This is a genomic window from Roseomonas haemaphysalidis, from assembly GCF_017355405.1.
GTDB lineage: Bacteria > Pseudomonadota > Alphaproteobacteria > Acetobacterales > Acetobacteraceae > Pseudoroseomonas > Pseudoroseomonas haemaphysalidis.
Window position 1 is genome coordinate 3641985 of the sequence record NZ_CP061177.1, and the last position, 19894, is coordinate 3661878.

Sequence of the window (19894 nt, forward strand, 5' to 3'; positions counted from 1 at the left end):
GAGCGTGCCATGAAGACCCCAGGCCCCGACCATCCCATCACCGTCGCGCGGGAAACCGCCCGCGTCACCGTCACCGCCGGCGGCCGCGTGCTGGCCGACACCCAGGGCGCCCTGACCCTGCGCGAGGCCAGCTACCCGCCTGTCCACTACATCCCGCGCGCCGATGCCGAGATGGCGCTGCTGGACCGCACCGATCGCAGCACCCACTGCCCCTACAAGGGCGATGCTTCCTACTTCAGCATCCCCGGCGCGCCCAACGCGGTGTGGAGCTACGAGACGCCCTTTCCGGCGGTGGCGGAAATCGCGGGCTACCTCGCCTTTTATCCGGACAAGGTGGAGATCAGCGCCACGCCGTTGTGACCGGGGTAAAGGCTGGGGGAATGAATTCCCCCAGACCCCTATCTTCTTTCTGATCCATGACATCGCGCTGTCTTCGACGGGGGCGCGACACGGCACCACGGCCACTCGCGGAAGCCAGACAGAAAAAAAGAAGGGGGCTCGGGGGAATGCATTCCCCCGACCTTCCCTACCGCCTGTGCGTGGTTTGTTCTATCATCCGCCACATGGCCAAACCCGTTTCCCGCTTCGTCTGCCAGAACTGCGGCGCCGTCACGCCCAAGTGGCAGGGGCGCTGCGACACCTGCGGCGCCTGGAACACCATCACCGAGGAAACCACCGAGGTCCGCGCCCCCGGCCCCGCCGGCAAGAGCGCGGGCGGGCGCAAAATCGAGTTCGTCGCCCTCAAGGGCCGCGCCGAGCCGCCGCCGCGCACCCGCACGGGCATGGACGAGCTGGACCAGGTGCTGGGCGGCGGCTTCGTGCCGGGCTCGGTGGTGCTGGTGGGCGGCGACCCGGGCATCGGCAAGTCCACCATCCTGTTGCAGGCGGCGGCGCGCGTGGCGTCCGCCGGCAAGCGGGTGCTGTACATCTCGGGCGAGGAGGCGATCGACCAGGTGCGCATGCGCGCGCAGCGGCTGGGGCTCGCGGAAAGCCCGCTGGGCCTCGCCGCCGCCACCAGCCTGCGCGACATCGCGGCCTCCCTGGAGGAGGAGCGCAACGCGACGCTGGTGATCATCGATTCGATCCAGACCGTCTGGCTGGACAGCCTGGAAGCCGCGCCCGGCACCGTCAGCCAGGTGCGCGCCTGCGCCGCCGAATTGACCCGGCTGGCCAAGACGCGCGGCTTCACGGTGGTGCTGGTCGGCCATGTCACCAAGGAGGGCACGCTGGCCGGCCCCCGCGTGCTGGAGCACATGGTGGACGCCACGCTGTATTTCGAAGGCGACCGCGGCCACCAGTTCCGCATTCTGCGCGCCGTCAAGAACCGCTTCGGTGCCACCGACGAGATCGGCGTCTTCGAGATGACGGATCGCGGGCTGGTCGAGGTGTCCAACCCCTCCGCGCTGTTCCTGGCGGAGCGGCGGGGCAACATCTCCGGCAGCGCGGTCTTCGCCGGCATGGAAGGGTCGCGGCCGGTCCTGGTCGAGATCCAGGTGCTGCTGTCGCCCTCCGCCAATGGCGGCTCGCCGCGGCGGCAGGTGGTGGGCTGGGATTCCGGGCGGCTGGCCATGCTGATGGCGGTGCTGGAGTCCCGCGCCCGCGTCGGGCTCGGGCAGAACGACGTCTACCTCAACGTCGCCGGCGGCCTGCGCGTCACCGAGCCGGCGGCCGACCTCGCGGTGGCGGCGGCGCTGATCTCGGCCGCGACCGACCGGCCGACGCCGCCCGACATGGTGTTCTTCGGCGAGGTGGGCCTGTCCGGCGAGGTGCGGCAGGTGGCGCAGTCCGACACCCGGCTGCGGGAGGCCGCCAAGCTCGGCTTCGCGGCGGCGACGCTGCCCAAGCGCGTCGCGCGGGGCGGCCGCGCGCCCTCCGCGCCTGAAGGTCTGCGGCTGTCCGAGATCGGCCATCTGGCGGACCTCGTGGCGCCGCTGGCGGCGGGCGACAAGCCGAAGCCCCCGCCGCGCAAGGCAAAGCCGGAGCCTGCAGAAACCGAGGGCTGACACGGCGCGGCCGCACCGGTATAGGCTGGCGCAGCATGACCTGGGTCGATGGCGTTGTCCTCGCGGTGATCGCGCTTTCGGCGCTCATCGCCTATTTCCGTGGCTTCGTGCGGGAAGTCCTGGGCATCGGCGCCTGGGTGGGCGCCATCGCCTTTGCCCTTTACGCGCAGCCGGTGCTGAAGCCGCTGCTGGCGCGATACCTGTCGCAGGACTGGCTGGCCGAGATCGCGGCGCTGGGCATCGCCTTTCTGCTGGCGCTGCTGGTGCTGAAGCTGCTCATCGCCTGGTTCGCCGGGCGCGTCCGCCATTCCGTGCTCGGGGGGGTGGATCGCGCGCTGGGCATCGTCTTCGGCCTCGCGAGAGGTGCTTTCCTTGTCGTGCTCGCCTATATCGTCGGCGGGCTGTTCCTTCCCACCCCGGCCACCTGGCCGGAGGCGGTGCGGGACGCCCGGTCGCTGCCGGTGGTGGCGGATGCGGCCCGCGCGGCCGTGTCCCAACTGCCGGTCGAATACCGCCCACGCCTGCCGGAGCTGCCCGAACGCGGGTTGCCGAGCATGGATGAACTGCTGCGGCCCCCGGCCAGGACACGGTCGTGAGCACGCCTGACATGAGATTGCCGGCGGACGCGCCGGTCATGAGGATGCCGATGCACTCCATGCTCACGACCAACCCCTGGGACATCGATTCCGGGGACGACGACCATTTCAAGGAGGAATGCGGCGTCATCGGCATCTGGAATGCCGCCGATGCCGCGGCGCTGGCCGCCCTCGGCCTGCATGCCCTGCAGCACCGCGGGCAGGAAGCCGCCGGCATCGTGGCCTTGTCCGAGAAGGGCGAGTTCAACGCCCACCGCGCCCAGGGACTGGTCGGCGACAACTTCAGCAGCGCCAAGATCATCAACGCCCTGCCCGGCCGCACCGCCATCGGCCACAACCGCTACGCCACCACCGGCGAGACGGCGCTGCGCAACGTGCAGCCGCTGTATGCCGACTTCGAGTTCGGCGGGCTGGCGGTCGCCCACAACGGCAACCTGACCAATGCCACGGTGCTGAAGCGCGCGCTGGTGCGCCGCGGCTGCCTGTTCCAAAGCACGACGGATTCCGAGGTCTTCGTCCACCTCATCGCTATCAGCCTGTATTCCAACGTGGTGGACCGGCTGATCGACGCGCTGAAGCAGGTGCAGGGCGCCTACAGCCTGATCGCGCTGCATGACGGCGCGCTGATCGGCGCGCGCGACCCGCTGGGCGTGCGCCCGCTGGTGCTGGGGCGCCTGGGCGCCGCCGAGGGCAATTCCTGGGTGCTGGCCAGCGAGACCTGCGCGCTGGACATCGTCGGCGCCGATTTCGTGCGCGACGTGGAGCCCGGCGAGATCGTGGTGATCGACCAGAACGGGCTGCGCTCCATCCGCCCCTTCGGCCGCACGCAAAGCCGCTTCTGCATCTTCGAATACATCTATTTCGCCCGCCCCGACTCCGTGGTCGAGGGCACGCCGGTCTACGAGACCCGCAAGCGCATCGGCGCCGAGCTGTCGCGCGAAAGCGCGGTGGAAGCCGATGTCATCGTGCCCGTGCCGGATTCCGGCGTGCCGGCGGCGATGGGCTACGCGGTGGAAAGCGGCATTCCCTTTGAGCTGGGCATCATCCGCAACCACTACGTCGGCCGCACCTTCATCGAGCCAACGGACAGCATCCGCCACCTGGGCGTGAAGCTGAAGCATTCCGCCAACCGCCCGATGATCGAGGGCAAGCGCGTGGTGCTGGTCGACGATTCCATCGTCCGTGGCACCACCTCCCGCAAGATCGTCGAGATGGTGCGCCAGGCGGGAGCGCGCGAGGTGCACATGCGCATCTCCTCGCCCCCCACCACGCATTCCTGCTTCTACGGCATCGACACGCCGGAGCGCGCCAAGCTGCTGGCCGCCAACCACGACGTGGAGGAGATGGCCCGCATCATCGGCGCCGACAGCCTCGCCTTCATCTCGCTGGACGGGCTGTACCGGGCGCTGGGCCATGGCGGGCGCGACGCGCGCAACCCGGGCTACTGCGACGCCTGCTTCACCGGCGACTACGCCATCCCGCTGACCGACATCGTCGGCCATCCGGAGCGCGTGCCCCAGCTGCTGGCCGCCAACGGTGTCTAAGCCCCTGCAGGGGCGCGTCGCCCTCGTCACCGGCGCCAGCCGCGGCATCGGCGCCGCGCTGGCCGTGGAACTCGCCCGCCAGGGTGCTCAGTGCGTGCTGATCGCCCGCACCCAGGGCGGGCTGGAGGAAACCGACGACGCCATCCGCGCCGCCGGCGGCCTGCCCGCCACGCTGCTGCCCTTCGACCTCACCAAGACATCCGAGCAGATCGACAACATCGGCCCCTCGGTCGTCGAGCGCTTCGGGCGGCTCGACATCCTGGTGCACAATGCGGGCGAGTTGGGCAAGCTGACGCCCGTCGCGCATATCGACCCCAAGGACTGGGCCAACGTGGTGGGCGTCAACCTGACCGCCACCTGGCGCCTGATCCGCACCTGCGACCCGCCGCTGCGTGCCTCCGACGCCGGCCGCGCCGTGTTCCTGACCACCGGCCGCGTGCAGCGCCCCAAGGCTTACTGGGGTGCCTATGGCGCCACCAAGGCGGGCATGGAGCACCTGGTGCAGACCTGGGCTCAGGAGGTCGAGCAGACGCCGCTGCGCGTCAACCTGTTCGACCCCGGCGTGGTCGCCACCCGCATGCGCGCCACCGCCATGCCGGGTGAAGATCCGGCGAGCATCGCCCAGCCGGACGACGTCGCCATGGCGATCGCCTCGCTTTGCATGCCAGGTGAGGCGCGCAACGGGGCGGTGGTGCTGGCGGCCTGACAAAAGAAAGGCCGGGGAAGGAATTTCTCGGACCCCATCTTTCTTCTATCTGTCCGCGAGAGGGCGCGGTGAGCGCGCCAGAGGTCTTGGACCTCTGGCGACGGATGGTTCAGACCGCGCGGCCCTGAAATATCCGACAGGCGTGACCGAGCCGGCAGCGCTAACTCGGAGAAGATAGAAGGGGCCTGGGGAATTCCTTCCCCCAGCCTTCCCTCAATCCTCGTCCGCATAGGGATTCGTCGTCCCCCGCAGCTGCAGCCGGATCGGCACGCCCGGCATGTCGAAGGTGTCGCGGAAGCTGTTCACCAGGTAGCGGCGGTAGTCTTCAGGCAGGTCCTCGGCGCGCGGGCCGAAGATCACGATGGTCGGCGGCCGGGCCTTGGGCATGGTGGCGTAGCGCAGCTTGATGCGGCGGCCATCAGCCAGCGGCGGCTGGTGCTTTTCCAGCGCGCCCTCGAACCAGCGGTTCAGCTCGCCGGTCGGCACGCGGCGGTTCCAGCGTTCCAGCGTCTCGCGGATCGCCGGCATCAGCTTGTCCACGCCGCGCCCGGTGGCGGCCGACATCGCCACCACCGTCACGCCCTTGAGCTGCGCGAGCGAGGTCATCAGCGTGTCCTGCACGCCATGGCGGGCGGCGGTGCGGTCCTCCACCGCGTCCCACTTGTTCAGCGCGATCACCACGGCGCGGCCCTCGCGTTCCGCCAGGCGGGCGATGCGCAGGTCCTGCTCGTCCAGCCCCAGCAGGGCGTCGAGCACCAGCACCGCCACCTCGGCCTCCTTCAGCGCGTTGATGGTGGCGCCGACGGACATCTGCTCCAGGCCCTCCACCACCTTGGCCTTTTTGCGCATCCCGGCGGTATCGACGATCCGCACGCGGCCGCCCTGGTCGTCGATGAATTCGCTGGTCACCGCATCCCGCGTCAGGCCGGGCTCGGGGCCGGTGATCATCCGTTCCTCGCCCAGCAGGGTGTTCAGCAGGGTGGACTTGCCGGCATTGGGGCGGCCAACGATGGCCAGCCGCAGCGGGCGGTCCTTCTCGTCTTCCTCCTCCTCCGGCTCCTCCGGCAGCAGGGCGGCGGCGGTGGAATGCAGGTCCGAGATGCCCTCGCCATGCTCGGCCGAGATCGCCACCGGGTCGCCGAAGCCCAGCTCATAGGCTTCCATCGCGGCCATGCCGCCATGCCGGCCCTCGGTCTTGTTGGCCACCACCAGCACCGGCGCCTTCTGCCGGCGCAGCCAGGTGGCGAAGGCGCGGTCGGAGGGCGTCAGCCCCGCCTTGGCATCGATCATGAACAGGATCAGGTCGGCCTGGCGGATGGCGGCCTCGGAGGAAGCCCGCATGCGGCCGGCGACGGTGTCGGGCGGCGCTTCCTCCAGCCCGGCGGTGTCCAGCAGGAGGACGTCGCGCCCGCCGATCCGCGCCTCGTATTCCTTGAAGTCGCGGGTGACGCCCGGGGTGTCGTCCACGATGGCGAGCTTGCGGCGCACCAGGCGGTTGAACAGCGTGGACTTGCCCACATTGGGGCGGCCGATGATGGCGATACGGGGGAGCATGGGCGCGGTTTAAAGCAGAACGGCGCGTCAGGGAACGAGGCTTCCGCGCATGACGGCCCGGCGGGCGGCCGATGGGGCCCCGTGGCGCCCGGGAAAGGCATCGCCTTGCCCGGGCGCCACGGGCGGTCCGTTACCCGCGAAAGGCCATCAGCGTCCCGTCATCCGCCAGCAGCACCAGCGTTCCCGCCGCCACGGCCCCCGGCAGGGTGCTGCCGCCCGGCAGGCGCAGCCGGCCCGTCACGGAACCGGTGGAGGGGTCGATCTGCAGCGCCTCCCCCTTGCTGGATGGCAGGATGATGCGCCCGCCGGCCATGAGGGGTGGCCCGAAGCTGGCCGGCTCGTCGTTCTTGTCCTTGCCCGGCGGCGGAGCATTCAGCTCGGTGAGCCACCGCACCCGGCCATCCTCGCGCCCCAGCGCCGCCAGGTTGCCGGTGCTGCCGATCACGAACACCCAGTCGCCCACCACCAGCGGCGTTTCGGTGCCGCCGATCTCGCGCTCCCACAGCCGCCGGCCGGAGCGCAGGTCCACGGCCATGGACAGCCCGCCCATGCCGCAGGCGTAGATGCGCCCGCGGTCGATCACCGGCATGCCACGGATGCCGGAAATGTCGCCCAGCCCGCCCCGGCCATTGGCGAGGCTTTCGCTCCACAACACGCGCCCGTCCTCGGGCCGCAGCGCCAGCAGCTCGCCCGACGGAAAGCCCGCGACCAGGAAGTCATCCATCACGGCCGGTGCCGGCAGGCCGAGCGGTAGGGCCGGCGCCGCCTGGGCGCGGTGGTTCCAAAGGGTACGGCCATCCTCGGCGGACAGCGCCATCAGGCGATTGTCCAGCGTGGGCACGAAGATGCGGCCATCCGCCACGGCGGGCGCGCCCCGCATGGGCGAAGGCAGCGACACACGCCAGCGCGGCTGGCCGGTGCCGGCATCCAGCGCCAGCACCTCGGCCATGCCGGACGCGACGTAGAGGGTGCTGCCGTCAAAGGCGCAGCCGCCGCCCACGGCGCCGACCTCGTCCTCGGCCGGGCGGGTGTCGAAGCGCCAGCGGCGGCCGCCGCGCGCCAGGTCGAAGGCGGAGACGACGCCATAGGCATCGGCCCCGAACACCGTGCCGCCGGCGATCACCGGCCCCGCCGTGATGCGGCGGCGGTAGCTGCTGCCGGTGCCGAGCGAGGCGCGCCAGGCCTCGGCCAGCGAGGCACCGAGCGCGGGGTGGCCGGGCGCATGGGCGGCATTGCCGCTCGGCTGCGCCCAGTCGGCGCGCGCCTCGGCGGGCGGCAGCTCCATGGGGCCGGCGGCGGCCGGGTCGGCTTCCAGCTCGCGGCGGGCGGCCAGCACGGGCAGGCGCTGGCCGGGCAGCGGCTTCTTGCTTTCGCCGAAGATGGAATCGATGGTGTCGCAGCCCGCCAGGAGGCCCACGGCCCCCAGCAGCGCGGCGCGGCGCGTCGTGTTCCCGTGCATCGCTCAGCCCCCCAATGTCGCGGCCACGCGCCCGGCCCGCTCGCGCACGCCCGGAGGGGCGGTCACGTCGGCGGCCAGCGCTTCCAGGTTCTTTTTCGCCTCGGCCGGCTGGCCGCGGCGGATGGCGACCAGCGCCTGCAGCTCGCGCGCCGAGGCACCCCAGGCACCGCCCACCAGCGGCGCCAGCCGGGAATCCAGTGCCGCGGTGTCCTGCGTTTCCAGGCCGTGCAGCGCCCACATCAGGTTGGCGAGGTCGCGGTACAGCGGCGCGGCGCGGTTGTCCTGCGCCACCTGGTCATACAGCGCCAGCGCGGCATCGCGGTCGCCCGTCTCGGCCTTCAGGGCGGCGGCGCGCAGCCGCGCCAGGACCTGGTAGCCATCCGGCGCACCCTGGGCCAGGCTGGCGAAGCGGTCGCCGGCGGCCTTCAGGTCGGCGCCCGGCTGCTCGGCGGTGCGGCTTTCCTGCAGAAAGGCGGCGGCGATCCCGGCGGCCTCGCGCTGCTGGTTCCAGCGCCATGCCTGCCAGCCCCCCACGGCCAGCACCGCCACCAGGGCGACGCCCCCCAGCAGCGCGCCGTAGCGGACCCAGAGCTTGCGCGCCTGTTCGGCCCGCAGCTCCTCCTTCACCTCGTCGAAGATATCCGGCAATTCCGGTCCTCACAGCAGCGCGCGGGGGCGGTCGCCCCCCTGAATAGCGGCGCGGACCATAGCGGGCCGCGGGTCCGGCGTTAAGGGCGGGCGGCCCCGCCCCCGCCTTCAGCCCTGGCTCAGGCCGGTGTCGAAGCGAACCGGGCGCCCGGCGGGGGCACCCAGCACCTCGTCCTCGCGCATCGCCACCTGGCCGCGGATGATGGTCATCGCCGGCCAGCCGGTGCAGGCCATGCCGGCAAAGGGCGTCCAGCCGCAGGGCGAGGCGATCCAGCTTTCCTCGATGGTCCGCTGGCGCTTCATGTCGACAATGGTGAAGTCGGCATCGTAGCCGGCGCACAGGCGCCCCTTCGCGATGGCGTTGTAGACGCGCGCGGGGCCGGCGGCCATCAGGTCCACCAGCCGCGTCAGGGTCAGGCGGCCGGCGTTCACGTGGTCCAGCATCACTGGCAGCATGGTCTGCACGCCCGTCAGCCCCGCCGCCGTGGCGGGCCAGGGGCGCTCCTTGGCCGCGCGCGAATGCGGCGCGTGGTCGGAGCCGATGCAGTCCACCGTGCCGTCTGCCACGGCGGCCCAGGCGGCGGCCATGTGCCGCGCGTCGCGGATGGGGGGGTTCATCACGGCATAGCCGCCCAGGCGCTCATAGGCCTCGTCGGTCTGGCTGAGGTGGTTGACCAGCACCTCCACCGTGGCCACGTCGCGGAAGTCGCGCAGGTATTCCAGCTCCTCGGCGGTGGACACGTGCAGGATATGCGCGCCGCGCCCGGTTTCGCGCGCCAGGGCCATCAGGCGGCGGGTGCCCAGGAAAGCGCATTCCACGTCGCGCCATTCGGCGTGCAGCCTGTGCGGGCCACCGGCGGCGAAGATCGGCTTGCGCTCCTGCAGCCGCTGCTCGTCCTCGGAATGATAACAGATGCGGCGGCGGCCGGAGCGCATCACCCGCTCCAGGCTGGCATCGTCATCGACCAGCAGGTCGCCGGTCGAGGAGCCGGCGAAGATCTTGATGGCGCAGACATCCGGCTGCAGCTCCAGCGCCGCCAGATCCGCGATGTTGGACTTGGCGCCGCCCACGTAGAAGCCGATGTCGCACCAGGCGCGGCCCTGCACATAGGCGCGCTTGTGTTCCAGCGCCGCCTGGCTGGTGATGGAGGGCGTGGTGTTGGGCATGTCGAACACGGCGGTGATGCCGCCGAGGATGGCGGCCCGGGTGCCGGTCTCGATGGTCTCCACCGCCGGGTCGCCCGGGTCGCGCAGGTGCACATGCGGGTCGATCAGCCCGGGCAGCACGTGCAGCCCGGCGCAGTCGATCTCCTCGGCGGCGCTGGCCGCCTTGAGATCGCCGATCGCCGCGATGCGGCCGGCGCGCACGCCGACGTCGGCTTCCGCCTCGCCCCATGGCAGCACGCAACGGCCGTTGCGCAGGATGAGGTCGAAGCTGGTCATGGCACCGGTTCCCTTCTCTTGGTGCCGGTCTAGTAGATCAGATCGCGCGCCGCGTCCTCCCCCCGGCGCCGTGGCGGCCTGTCAGGCCGGCAGGTGCTCGCCGAACTCGGCATGCAGCTTGGTCATCAGCGCCGCGCGCTCGGCGTCCGTCAGGTCGATCCATTCCAGGTCCTGGTCCAGCGGCACCGTCACGCGGCCGTCCGTGCCGCCGGTGGCGCCCAGCACCACGTCCGACCCCAGCATAAAGGGGCTCGCCTTGCCGGGCGCCGACCAGATGCGCGCCTTGCCGCCTTCCAGCGGCACCACGGTCCAGGATGACGCGCCACGCGCGCGGCTGAAGGCGGTCAGCCGCAGCGGCACCAGGCGCATGTTGGTCCAGCCCGCCATCTCCGCGCGCTCCCGCCGGCGCTGCAGCAGCGTGCGCACCGCCGCCACCGTGCCCGCGGCGATCGCCAGCCAGAACAGGCCGATGGTGATGGTGCGGTTGACCAGCTTGTCGAGCCCGAGGTCCGTGGTCAGCAGCGCCGGGCGCGCCGGATCGGCCAGCACGGCCACGGAATAGTCGCCCGCATGGGCATCCACGAACACGTAGTGCACATCGCGGACCACCACGTTCGGGTTCTTGCCGGCGCTCAGCACGACGTCGCAGACGTTGACGAACAGCTTGGACGAGCAGGAGCCGGAATCGATCTGCCCGGCCAGCGCCGGCCGCGCGGCGTCGCGGACCTGCCAGTCGGTCAGCAGCGGCGGCGCCACGAAGATCAGGCTGGCCACGGCCAGCCCCGCCAGCACCAGCAGGCCGAACCCCGCCAGCAGGCGGTGCCCCCAGCCCGGCGGCGGCACGCGGACCTTGAGCGGTCGGTTGGGCAGCTCTGGCATGGCAATGGTCACGACTCGCGTCTCCGGCAGCGGGAATGTCGCCAGGGTTGTTTCACCTGTGACGATCTGTAACCAGGGGCCGTGTGCCGGCCGCCATCCGCGACGGCTTCAACCCGGCGTGAGCGCCGGCTCAGCCGCGCCCCAGAAAGCTGAACACGTCGCCTTCCGCGCGCCGCAGCTCCACGTGCCGGCGGTGCCACAGCGCGTAGAACAGCAGGTGCCAAGCCGCGAAGCCTTCCCGCTTGCCGGCGGCCGCCTTGAACAGGGATACCACCTTGTCCGGCCGGGCGATCTCGGCCACGCCCGCCTGCGCGGCGACCAGCGGCCCCAGCTTGTCGGCCGCGCCGGCGATCCAGGCACCTACCGGCACGGTGAAGCCCTGCTTGGGCCGGAATGGCTCGGACGCCGGGAAGTTCGCCGCCAGCCATTGCCGCAACAGCAGCTTGCCCATACCCTTGCGGGTCTTCAGCGCGTCCGGCAGGCGGAAGCAGGCTTCCGCCACGGCGCTGTCCAGAAACGGCGTGCGGCCTTCCAGGCCATGCGCCATCAGGCAGCGGTCCAACTTGATCAGCAGGTCGTTGGGCAGCCAGTCCGCCACATCCAGCGCCTGCGCCGCCATCAGCCGGGTGCGGCCGGGCAGCGCCGTGGCGGCTTCGGCCGCCACCATGCCGTCGCGCCAGCCCGTCAGCGGCTCGCGCAGCACGTCCAGCCGGTCAAACGCGCCATGGGTGCGCGGCGCCTTGCCGCCCAGCCACCAGGGGCGCATGGCGGCGCGGTAGCGACCGTAGCCGCCCAGGATCTCGTCGCCCCCCTCGCCCGACAGCACCACCTTGACGTCTTCCCGCGCGCGGCGGGCCAGAAACCAGGTGGGGATGATGGCGTAGTCGGCGGCCGGGTCGTCCATGCCCGCCACGATCTCCGGCAGGTGGCGCCATACCTCGCCCTGCGACACGGTGATGGTCTCGTGCCGCGCCCCCACGGCCTTGGCCATCACGGCGGCATGCTCGCGCTCGTCCGCCGCGCCGGGAACGTCGAAGCCGGCGGTATAGGCGCGCACCGGCTGCTCGTTCAGCCGCGACATCATGGCCAGCACCGCGGCGCTGTCCGTGCCGCCGGACAGAAACATGCCGTAGGGCACGTCGGAGCGCTGGTGCAGGTCCACGCTGTCGCGGAAGGCGCTGTCGAAGCGCGCCAGCGCCTCGGCTTCCGTGGTCGCGGTGGGGCCGCCCTCGGGCAGCGCGGCGCGGCGGCGGCGCTCCAGCACCCGGCCCTCGCCCAGCGCCACCGTTTCGCCCGGCAACAGGCGGGTGATGCCCTCGAAGATGGTCTCGGCGCCGGTGGTGAACTGCATCTGCAGCAGCTCGGACCGCGCTTCCGCCCGCACCCGGGGCGCCACCAACCCGGCGGCCACCAGCGCCTGCGCCTCGGAGGCGAAGGCCATGCCGCCCGGCACCTCGGCCAGGTACATGGGCTTGATGCCGAAGGGGTCGCGCGCCAGCACCACCTGCCGCGACACGCGGTCATGGATCGCCACCGCGTACATGCCGCGCAGCCCGTCGGCGAAGCCCAGCCCGTCGCGGCGGAACAGGTGCAGCGGCGGCTCGCAATCCGACTGCGTGGCGCAGGTCAGCGCATTGTCGGCGCGCAGCTCGCGGTAATTGTAGACCTCGCCATTGGCCACCAGCGCGGCGGGGCCGGCGAACAAGGGCTGGTCGCCGGTGGCGAGGTCGATAATGGCGAGGCGGGTATGCGCCAGCGCCACCGGGCCCGCCACATGGTGCCCCGAGCCGTCCGGCCCGCGATGCGCCAGCGCTCCCAGCAGCTTCTGCAGCGTCGTCGCGTCGGGGGCCTGGCCCTGGCGCAGCAGCAGCCCCGCGATGCCGCACATCAGCGCGCCTCCTTCGCCACGCGGCGCAGGAAGTCGCGCCATTGCGCCACCACGGGCGCGGCGGCGTAGCCCGCTTCCCAGTTCGCGCGCCCGCCGGCGCCCAGGGCCGCGGCCAGCGCCGGGTCGGCCAGAAGCGCGCCGATATCCTGCGCCAGGGCTTCCGGCAGCTCGGGCGGGGTCAGAAAGCCATCCACCCCATGGGTGATCAGCGCCGCCGGCCCCTGCGACGCCACGGCCACCACCGGCTTGCCGGCGCTCCAGGCCTCCAGCACGATGTTGCCCAGCGGCTCGTGCCGCGACGAGCAGACGAACACGTCGCAGGCCGCCAGCAAGGCCCCGGCATCGTGTCGCCAGCCCAGAAAGCGCACCCGCCCCGCCACGCCCAGCTCGGCCGCCAGCGCCTGCAGCGCGCCGCGCTCCGGCCCCTCGCCGCCGATCGCCAGCTCCGCGCCCGGCAGCAGCGCCAGGGCGCGCAGCAGCGTGTCGAAGCCCTTGTTGCGGTGCAGCCGCCCCAGCGCCAGCAGCTTCGGCGCGCCCGGGGTCAGGCCAAGGTCGGCGGGGGGGATGCCGGCGAAGTCGTCCGCGAAGTTGGGCAGGTAATGCGCGCGGTCGGCCGGCCAGCCCTTGTCCACCATCCAGCGCACCAGGTCGTGGGTGTTGCCCACCAGGTGGTCGCAGCGGCGGTAGTACTTCAGGTCGTAATAGCCGCCCAGGCGCCCCACCAGCGTGTAGTCGCCGCGCGGCGTATGCCTGGCCGCGCGGTTCATCCAGGCCACCGCCACCTGCGGCCGCTGGTGGCGCAGCAGCAGCGACAGGCGCGGCTTGGTCAGCATGTCCAGCGGCCCGCCGAAGCGCAGCTGCACCGGCGACAGCCCCTGCGCCGCCAGCCGCGCCGCGCGCGGGGCATCACGCCGGATCACCGGCAGCACATCCTCGCCCGCCGCGTGCAGCGCGCCGGTCAGTCGCTCGTAAAAGCCCTCGGCGCCGCCGGCCTTCGCGCCGGCCATGATCTGCGCGATCCTCATGCCGCCGTCTCCGCCACCGGCTGGGCCAGCAGCTCGCGCGCGGCGGCCAGCGCGTCCTCCACCGGCAGGGCCTCCATGGGCGCCATGCCGGGCGCGCCGCGCGCCAGCACGGCGCGGGCGGCGCGCCCGACGGGGGCGTATTCGCTGGCCGGCGTCGGGCCGAACAACCCCAGCGTCGGCGTGCCGGCCGCGGCGGACAGGTGCATTAGGCCGGAGTCGTTGCCCACGAACAGGGCGCAGCGCGCCAGCACCGCCGCCGCTTCCGGCAGGGTCAGCCGGCCCGACAGGTCGACCGCTTCCGGCAATGCCGCCAGCACGGGGGCGACCATCGCGGCCTCCTGCGCGCCGGGGCCGGCCAGCACCACGGGGCGGGCCCCGGGCAGCGGCCCGTCCGGCGCCGACAACGCCCGGAACAGCGCCACGAAGCGCTCCGCCGGCCAGACCTTGCCCGCCCAGTTGGCGCTGGGTCCGAGCGCCACGCAGGGCCCCGCCGCCGGCAGCAGCGCGCCGGCGCGCGCGGCATCCTCGGCCGCGAACCAGGCCACGGGGGGCGGTGGCGGGCGCAGCCCCAGCGTTTCGGCGATGTGCCCGATGCGGTGCCCGGCGCGCCGGCCGCCCTGCATCACCGCCCGCCGCCGCGCCGGCACCAGCCAGGCGAGCGCCGAGCCGCGCAGGTCCACCACCAAATCCCAGCGCGTGCGCGCCACCTCCGCCCACAGGCCCAGCCAGTGGCCGGACAGGCGCTTCTTGCGCAGCACGATGGTCTTGTCCCGCCCCGGCATGCGGGCGAACACGCCTTCCGCCACCGGGCCGCAGGCCACGGTCACGCGCGCATCGGGATGCGTGCGGATCAGGTGGTCCAGCAGGCCGGTGGACAGCACCGCGTCGCCGATCCGGGTCGAGGTCACGAAAAGAATGCGCATGGTCGCGGCCCGCTTAGCACGGCTTCGCCCCGCGCGCATGACGCCTTGCATCGCCCGGTGCCCGCGCCAAGATCGGCGGCATGCCTCAGACCCCGCTCCCCCTCCGCTCCGTGATCGCCCTGTCCGGCGAGGACCGCGTGGGCTTTCTGCAAGGCCTTGTGTCCAACGACGTGGCGCTGGCGGCGCCGGGGCGGGCCGTCTGGGCCGCGCTGCTGACGCCGCAGGGCAAGTGGCTGGCCGATTTCTTTGTCTTCGCCGATGCCGGCCGGCTGCTGCTGGATGCCGAGGCCGCGCAGGCCGAATCGCTGGTGCACCGGCTGTCCCGCTTCCGGCTGCGCGCCAAGGTCGCCCTGGCCCCCGCGCCGGAGCTGTCCGTGGCGGCCGGCTGGGGCGGCGCGCCCATGCCCCCCGGCCTTGGCGCCCCCGACCCGCGCCACCCCGGGGCCGGCTGGCGCGCCCTGCTCGCCGCGCCCCCGCCGGCCGACGCCACGGCTGAGGATTACGACCGCCACCGCCTGGCCCTCGGCCTGCCCGACGGGGCGCGCGACCTGGAAGCCGACAAGTCCGTCCTGCTGGAAGCCGGCTTCGACGAGCTGGACGGCATTTCCTGGAGCAAGGGCTGCTACATGGGGCAGGAGCTGACCGCCCGCACCAAGTATCGCGGCCTGCTGAAGAGGCGGCTGTTCCCCGTGGCGGTGGACGGGCCCCTGCCCGCCCGCGGCACGCCCGTGCTGCGCGAGGACGGCGCGGAGATGGGCGAGATGCGCTCCGGCCGCGACGGGCTGGGGCTGGCGCTGCTGCGCATGCCGGTGGCGGAGGGACAGGCGCTGCGCTGCGGGGATGCGACCCTGCTGGCGCGGGTGCCGGACTGGATGGCGCGGCCGCCGGGCTGACCGCGTTTCAGCCGGGCGGCAGCAGCGCCGCCCGGGCGGCCCGCCGCACGCTGGCCGTCAGGTCGGCCAGCACTTCCGTGCCCAGCCGCAGGTGCTGCCAGTACAGCATCACGTCGGCCGGCCGGCCCGGCAGGAGTTCCGCCAGCGTGCCATCGGCCAGGCCCGGGGCCGCCAGCGGCAACGGCGCCATGGCCCAGCCAAGCCCCGCCCTGCTGGCATGCAGCATCCCCAGGGTGGACGGCACCCGGTGGGCCGGCCCCAGCAGATCCGCGCCCAGCGCCGCCCGCGCCCAGCGGTCCTGCATGTGGTCGCGGCCATCGAAGCGCAGCACCGGCGCCCGGGCCAGCGCCGCGGCGTCGACCCCGCGCGGAAAATGGCGGCGGAGAAAGCCCGGCCCGGCGGCCGCCACGTAGCGCAGCCGCCCGAGCGGCAGGATGCGGCAACCCTGCACGGGCGTGGGGTCGGTGGTCACGGCGGCGAAGACCTCGCCGGCCCGCAGCCGGCCGGCGGTATGCGCCTCGTCATCGGCCAGCAGATCGAGCAGGGCGTCGCTGCGTTCGGCGAAGCCGGCGGCCGCTGCGGGAAACCAGGTGGCCAGGCTGTCGGCATTGACCGCGACCGGCAGCACCGTGCCCGCCGCCGCATCGCCCAGGCTGGGCAGGGCGGCGGCCAGCTCGGCTTCCAGCAGCCGCACCTGCGCGGCATGCGCGCACAGCCGCGCGCCGGTGGCGGTCGCGGTGCAGGGCTGGCCCCGCACCACCAGCACCGTGCCCAGCCGCTCCTCCAGTCCCCGCAAACGCTGCGACACGGCGGAGGGCGTCACGCCGAGGGCGGTGGCGGCCTTGTCGAAGCTGCCTTCACGCAGCACGGCGGACAGGGCGGCCAGCGCCGGGTAATCCAGCATGGACATTAGTTCTGCTTCACTGGCGTTAGCTGAATAAGTTTTACGAAAGCCGGCCGGCCGGGCAAGTGCCGCCGCATGTTCCTCGCCAGCAGCTTCGCCCACGGCTTCGCCGTGTCCATCGCCCTGATCGTCGCCATCGGGGCACAGAACATGTTCGTGCTGCGCCAAGCCCTGCGCGGCGAGCATGTCGGCGCCATCGTGCTGTTCTGCGCGGCGGCGGACGCGGTGCTGATCGGGCTCGGCGTGGCCGGGCTGGGCACGCTGCTGGGGCAGGCGCCGCGGTTGCAGGTCCTGCTGTCGCTCGGCGGCGCCGCCTTTCTGGCGTGGTACGGGGTCGGCGCCTTTCGCCGGGCGGCCGCCCCCGGCGCACTGGTGGCGGCGGGCGGCGGCGCGGCCCTGGCGCTGGGCAGCGCGCTGGCGCGGGCCGCCGGCTTCACGCTGCTGAACCCGCATGTCTACCTGGACACCGTGCTGCTGGTGGGCTCGATCGGCGCCGCCAAGCCGGCGGCGGCACAGCCGGTGTTCGTGCTGGGGGCGGCGGTGGCCAGCCTCGGCTGGTTCTGCCTCCTGGGCTATGGCGGCCGGATGCTGGCGCCGGTCTTCGCCCGGCCCGCCGCCTGGCGGGTGCTGGAAGCCATGGTCGGCGGCATCATGCTGCTGCTCGCCGCCGGGCTGCTGCTGCGCGCGGCGGGGCTAGGCTGAAACGCTGGCCGGGACAGGCGCCACCCTGCCCCCGCACAGCGCATGTGCCTCAGGCCGTGCGGTCGCCGCCGCCCGCCAGCGCCGCCTGCGCCGCCGCCAGCCGCGCCACCGGCACGCGATAAGGCGAGCAGGACACGTAATCCAGCCCGACGCTTTCGCAGAAGGCGATGGAAGCCGGATCGCCGCCATGCTCGCCGCAGATGCCGAGCTTCAGGTCCGGCTTCACGCCGCGCCCCTTGTCCTTGGCGATGCGCACCAGCGCGCCCACGCCGTCCGGGTCCAGCGACACGAACGGGTCCTTCGGCAGGATGCCCTTGTCCACGTAGTACGGCAGGAACTTGCCGGCGTCGTCGCGCGACAGGCCAAAGGTGGTCTGCGTCAGGTCGTTGGTGCCGAAGGAAAAGAAGTCCGCCGCCTCGGCAATGCTGTCGGCGGTCAGGCAGGCGCGCGGCAGCTCGATCATGGTGCCGACCAGGTACTCGATAGTCATGCCGGCCTCGGCGAAGACTTCCTTGGCCACCTTGTCCACCTGGGCGCGGGTCAGCTCCAGCTCCTTCTTCATGGCCACCAGCGGGATCATGATCTCGGGCACGGGCGCCTTGCCGGTTTCCTTGGCCGTCTCGATGGCGGCCTCGAAGATGGCGCGGGCCTGCATCTCGTAGATCTCGGGGTAGGTCACGCCCAGGCGGCAGCCGCGGTGGCCCAGCATCGGGTTGGCTTCCGACAGGTCGGCGGCGCGGCGCTTCATGGTGGCGAGGTCAGCGCCCAGCGTGTCCGCCACCTCGGCCAGCTCCTCCTCGCGGTGCGGCAGGAACTCGTGCAGCGGCGGGTCCAGCAGGCGGATGGTCACCGGCAGCCCCGCCATGATGCGGAACAGCTCGATGAAGTCCTTGCGCTGGAAAGGCAGCAGCTTGGCCAGCGCGTCGCGGCGGCCACCCTCCGACTCGGACATGATCATCTGCCGCACGGCGCCGATCCGCTCGGGGTCGAAGAACATGTGCTCGGTGCGGCACAGGCCAATGCCCTCGGCGCCGAACTTGCGGGCCGTGTCGGCATCCAGCGGCGTCTCGGCATTGGCGCGGATCTTCAGCCGCCGCACGGAGTCGGCCCAGCCCATCAGCGTCGCGAAATCGCCCGACAGCTTCGGCTCCACCATGGCGACGGCGCCGAGGAACACCTCGCCCGTCGCGCCGTCCAGCGTGATGGTCTCGCCGCCCTGCACCACCTGCCCGCCGGCGGAGAGCTGCTGGCTGTGGTAGTCCACCACGATGCCGCCGGCGCCCGCCACGCAGGGCCGGCCCATGCCGCGGGCGACCACCGCCGCGTGGCTGGTCATGCCGCCGCGCGTGGTCAGGATGCCCTTGGCGGCGTGCATGCCATGGATGTCCTCGGGCGAGGTCTCGATGCGCACCAGGATGACGCTCTCGCCCTTGGCGGCGCGCGTTTCCGCCTCGTCGGCCGAGAAGACCACCACGCCGCAGGCGGCGCCCGGCGAGGCCGGCAGTCCCTTGGTCAGCACCTTGCGCGGCGCCTTGGGGTCCAGCGTCGGGTGCAAAAGCTGGTCCAGCGACTGCGGCGCCACGCGGCGCACCGCCTCGGTCTGGTCGATCAGCCCTTCGCGCGCCATGTCCACCGCGATCTTCAGGCTGGCGGCGGCGGTGCGCTTCCCGTTGCGGGTTTGCAGCATGTACAGCTTGTTCTGCTGCACCGTGAACTCGATGTCCTGCATGTCGGCATAGTGCTTCTCCAGCTTGGAGCGCACGTCCACCAGCTCGGCATAGGCGGCCGGCATGGCGGCCTCCATGCTCCGCTCGCCGGGCTTGGCGCGGGCCTCGCTCATCGGCTGCGGCGTGCGGATGCCGGCCACCACGTCCTCGCCCTGGGCGTTGATCAGGTACTCGCCGTAGAAGATGTCCTCGCCCGTCGAGGGGTCGCGGGTGAAGCACACGCCGGTGGCGCAGTCCTCGCCCATGTTGCCGAAGACCATCGCCTGCACGTTCACCGCCGTGCCCCAGTCAGCCGGGATGTCGTGCAGCCGGCGATAGGTGTTGGCGCGCTGGTTCATCCAGGAGCCGAACACGGCGCCGATCGCGCCCTGCAACTGCTGCTGCGGGTCCTGCGGGAAGGGCTGCTTCAGCACCTCCTCCACCATCGCCTTGTATTCGGCCACCACCTGCCGCCAGTCATCGGCGGTCAGCGCCGTGTCCTCGGACACGCCGCGGGTGATCTTGGCCTCCTCGATGATCTCCTCGAAGCGGTGGTGATCGACGCCGAGCACCACCGAGCCGTACATCTGGATGAAGCGGCGGTAGCTGTCCCAGGCGAAGCGCGGATCGCCGGAGGCGGCGGCGAGCCCCTCCACCGTGCGGTCGTTCAGGCCGAGGTTCAGCACCGTGTCCATCATGCCGGGCATGGACACGCGGGCGCCGGAGCGGACGGACACCAGCAGCGGCTTGCTTTCATCGCCGAACCGCAGGCCGACGGCCTGCTCGATGCGCGCCAGCGCCTCGTCCATCTGCGCCTGCAGCTCGGGCGGGTACTGCTTCTCATGCTGGTAGTAGTAGGTGCAGACCTCGGTGGTGATGGTGAAGCCCGGCGGCACCGGCAGGCCGATAGAAGCCATCTCCGCCAGGTTGGCGCCCTTGCCGCCCAGGAGGTTCCGCATCTCGGCACGGCCGTCGTTCTGGCCGGCGCCGAAGCCATACACCCACTTCTGCATCTGCGGTT

General features: G+C 72.3%; 17 protein-coding genes. 7 read left to right on the plus strand and 10 right to left on the minus strand.

Annotated elements, in window-relative coordinates; translation table 11 throughout:
* The first annotated feature begins 9 nt into the window (after positions 1-9).
* From IAI59_RS16985 to IAI59_RS17005, 5 genes are all read left to right on the plus strand, one after another.
* Positions 10-360, plus strand: coding sequence for a DUF427 domain-containing protein (locus IAI59_RS16985; RefSeq protein ID WP_207414929.1), 351 nt, complete (start codon positions 10-12; stop codon positions 358-360).
* A gap of 203 nt (positions 361-563) precedes the next feature.
* A complete protein-coding gene (gene radA, locus IAI59_RS16990; protein ID WP_207414928.1) occupies positions 564-2003 on the plus strand; it encodes a DNA repair protein RadA in 1440 nt (479 codons plus the stop codon).
* 35 nt (positions 2004-2038) lie between these two features.
* Positions 2039-2599, plus strand: coding sequence for a CvpA family protein (locus IAI59_RS16995; RefSeq protein ID WP_207414927.1), 561 nt, complete (start codon positions 2039-2041; stop codon positions 2597-2599).
* 50 nt (positions 2600-2649) lie between these two features.
* The gene (purF, locus tag IAI59_RS17000) at positions 2650-4143 is read left to right on the plus strand and encodes an amidophosphoribosyltransferase (protein ID WP_408887598.1); all 1494 of its coding nucleotides are present in this window, start codon (positions 2650-2652) and stop codon (positions 4141-4143) included.
* Positions 4136-4849, plus strand: a complete 714-nt coding sequence (locus IAI59_RS17005) for an SDR family NAD(P)-dependent oxidoreductase (RefSeq protein WP_207414925.1) — start codon at positions 4136-4138, stop codon at positions 4847-4849. The genes purF and IAI59_RS17005 overlap by 8 nt, the downstream gene beginning before the upstream one ends.
* Positions 4850-5062: 213 nt before the next feature.
* Here the strand turns inward: IAI59_RS17005 and der are convergent, their stop codons facing one another.
* The 8 genes from der to IAI59_RS17045 all read right to left on the minus strand — a co-directional run bounded on the left by der (position 5063) and on the right by IAI59_RS17045 (position 14668).
* A complete protein-coding gene (gene der / locus IAI59_RS17010) occupies positions 5063-6403 on the minus strand; it encodes a ribosome biogenesis GTPase Der (protein ID WP_207414924.1) in 1341 nt (446 codons plus the stop codon).
* Between the two features lie 130 nt (positions 6404-6533).
* Positions 6534-7862 carry an outer membrane protein assembly factor BamB family protein gene (locus tag IAI59_RS17015; protein WP_207414923.1) on the minus strand — a complete coding sequence of 443 codons (1329 nt, stop codon included), beginning with the start codon at positions 7860-7862 and terminating at the stop codon, positions 6534-6536.
* Between the two features lie 3 nt (positions 7863-7865).
* Positions 7866-8510 (minus strand): tetratricopeptide repeat protein, encoded by a 645-nt coding sequence (locus tag IAI59_RS17020; RefSeq protein ID WP_207414922.1) that lies wholly within the window; start codon positions 8508-8510, stop codon positions 7866-7868.
* A 108-nt stretch (positions 8511-8618) separates the two neighbouring features.
* Positions 8619-9953 (minus strand): dihydroorotase, encoded by a 1335-nt coding sequence (locus tag IAI59_RS17025; RefSeq protein ID WP_207414921.1) that lies wholly within the window; start codon positions 9951-9953, stop codon positions 8619-8621.
* Positions 9954-10034: 81 nt separating this feature from the next.
* Positions 10035-10844: a hypothetical protein gene (locus tag IAI59_RS17030; protein ID WP_207414920.1), complete on the minus strand. Its 810-nt coding sequence runs from the start codon at positions 10842-10844 to the stop codon at positions 10035-10037.
* 118 nt (positions 10845-10962) lie between these two features.
* On the minus strand, positions 10963-12720 hold the full coding sequence (asnB, locus tag IAI59_RS17035) for an asparagine synthase (glutamine-hydrolyzing) (RefSeq protein WP_207414919.1): 1758 nt from the start codon (positions 12718-12720) through the stop codon (positions 10963-10965).
* Positions 12720-13745, minus strand: a complete 1026-nt coding sequence (locus IAI59_RS17040; protein WP_207414918.1) for a glycosyltransferase — start codon at positions 13743-13745, stop codon at positions 12720-12722. The genes asnB and IAI59_RS17040 overlap by 1 nt, the downstream gene beginning before the upstream one ends.
* The gene (locus IAI59_RS17045) at positions 13742-14668 is read right to left on the minus strand and encodes a glycosyltransferase family 9 protein (protein WP_207414917.1); all 927 of its coding nucleotides are present in this window, start codon (positions 14666-14668) and stop codon (positions 13742-13744) included. The genes IAI59_RS17040 and IAI59_RS17045 overlap by 4 nt, the downstream gene beginning before the upstream one ends.
* Before the next feature lie 80 nt (positions 14669-14748).
* Between IAI59_RS17045 and ygfZ the strand changes: the two genes are divergently transcribed.
* Positions 14749-15561, plus strand: coding sequence for a CAF17-like 4Fe-4S cluster assembly/insertion protein YgfZ (gene ygfZ, locus IAI59_RS17050; protein WP_207414916.1), 813 nt, complete (start codon positions 14749-14751; stop codon positions 15559-15561).
* Positions 15562-15568: 7 nt separating this feature from the next.
* Here ygfZ and IAI59_RS17055 read toward each other — a convergent pair whose 3' ends face one another.
* The gene (locus tag IAI59_RS17055) at positions 15569-16471 is read right to left on the minus strand and encodes a LysR family transcriptional regulator ArgP (RefSeq protein WP_336512450.1); all 903 of its coding nucleotides are present in this window, start codon (positions 16469-16471) and stop codon (positions 15569-15571) included.
* 69 nt (positions 16472-16540) lie between these two features.
* On the opposite strand from IAI59_RS17055, the gene IAI59_RS17060 reads away from it, so the two are divergent.
* Positions 16541-17167: a LysE/ArgO family amino acid transporter gene (locus IAI59_RS17060; protein WP_207414915.1), complete on the plus strand. Its 627-nt coding sequence runs from the start codon at positions 16541-16543 to the stop codon at positions 17165-17167.
* A gap of 49 nt (positions 17168-17216) precedes the next feature.
* Here IAI59_RS17060 and ppdK read toward each other — a convergent pair whose 3' ends face one another.
* Positions 17217-19886, minus strand: a complete 2670-nt coding sequence (gene ppdK / locus IAI59_RS17065) for a pyruvate, phosphate dikinase (protein WP_207414914.1) — start codon at positions 19884-19886, stop codon at positions 17217-17219.
* Positions 19887-19894 lie beyond the last annotated feature (8 nt).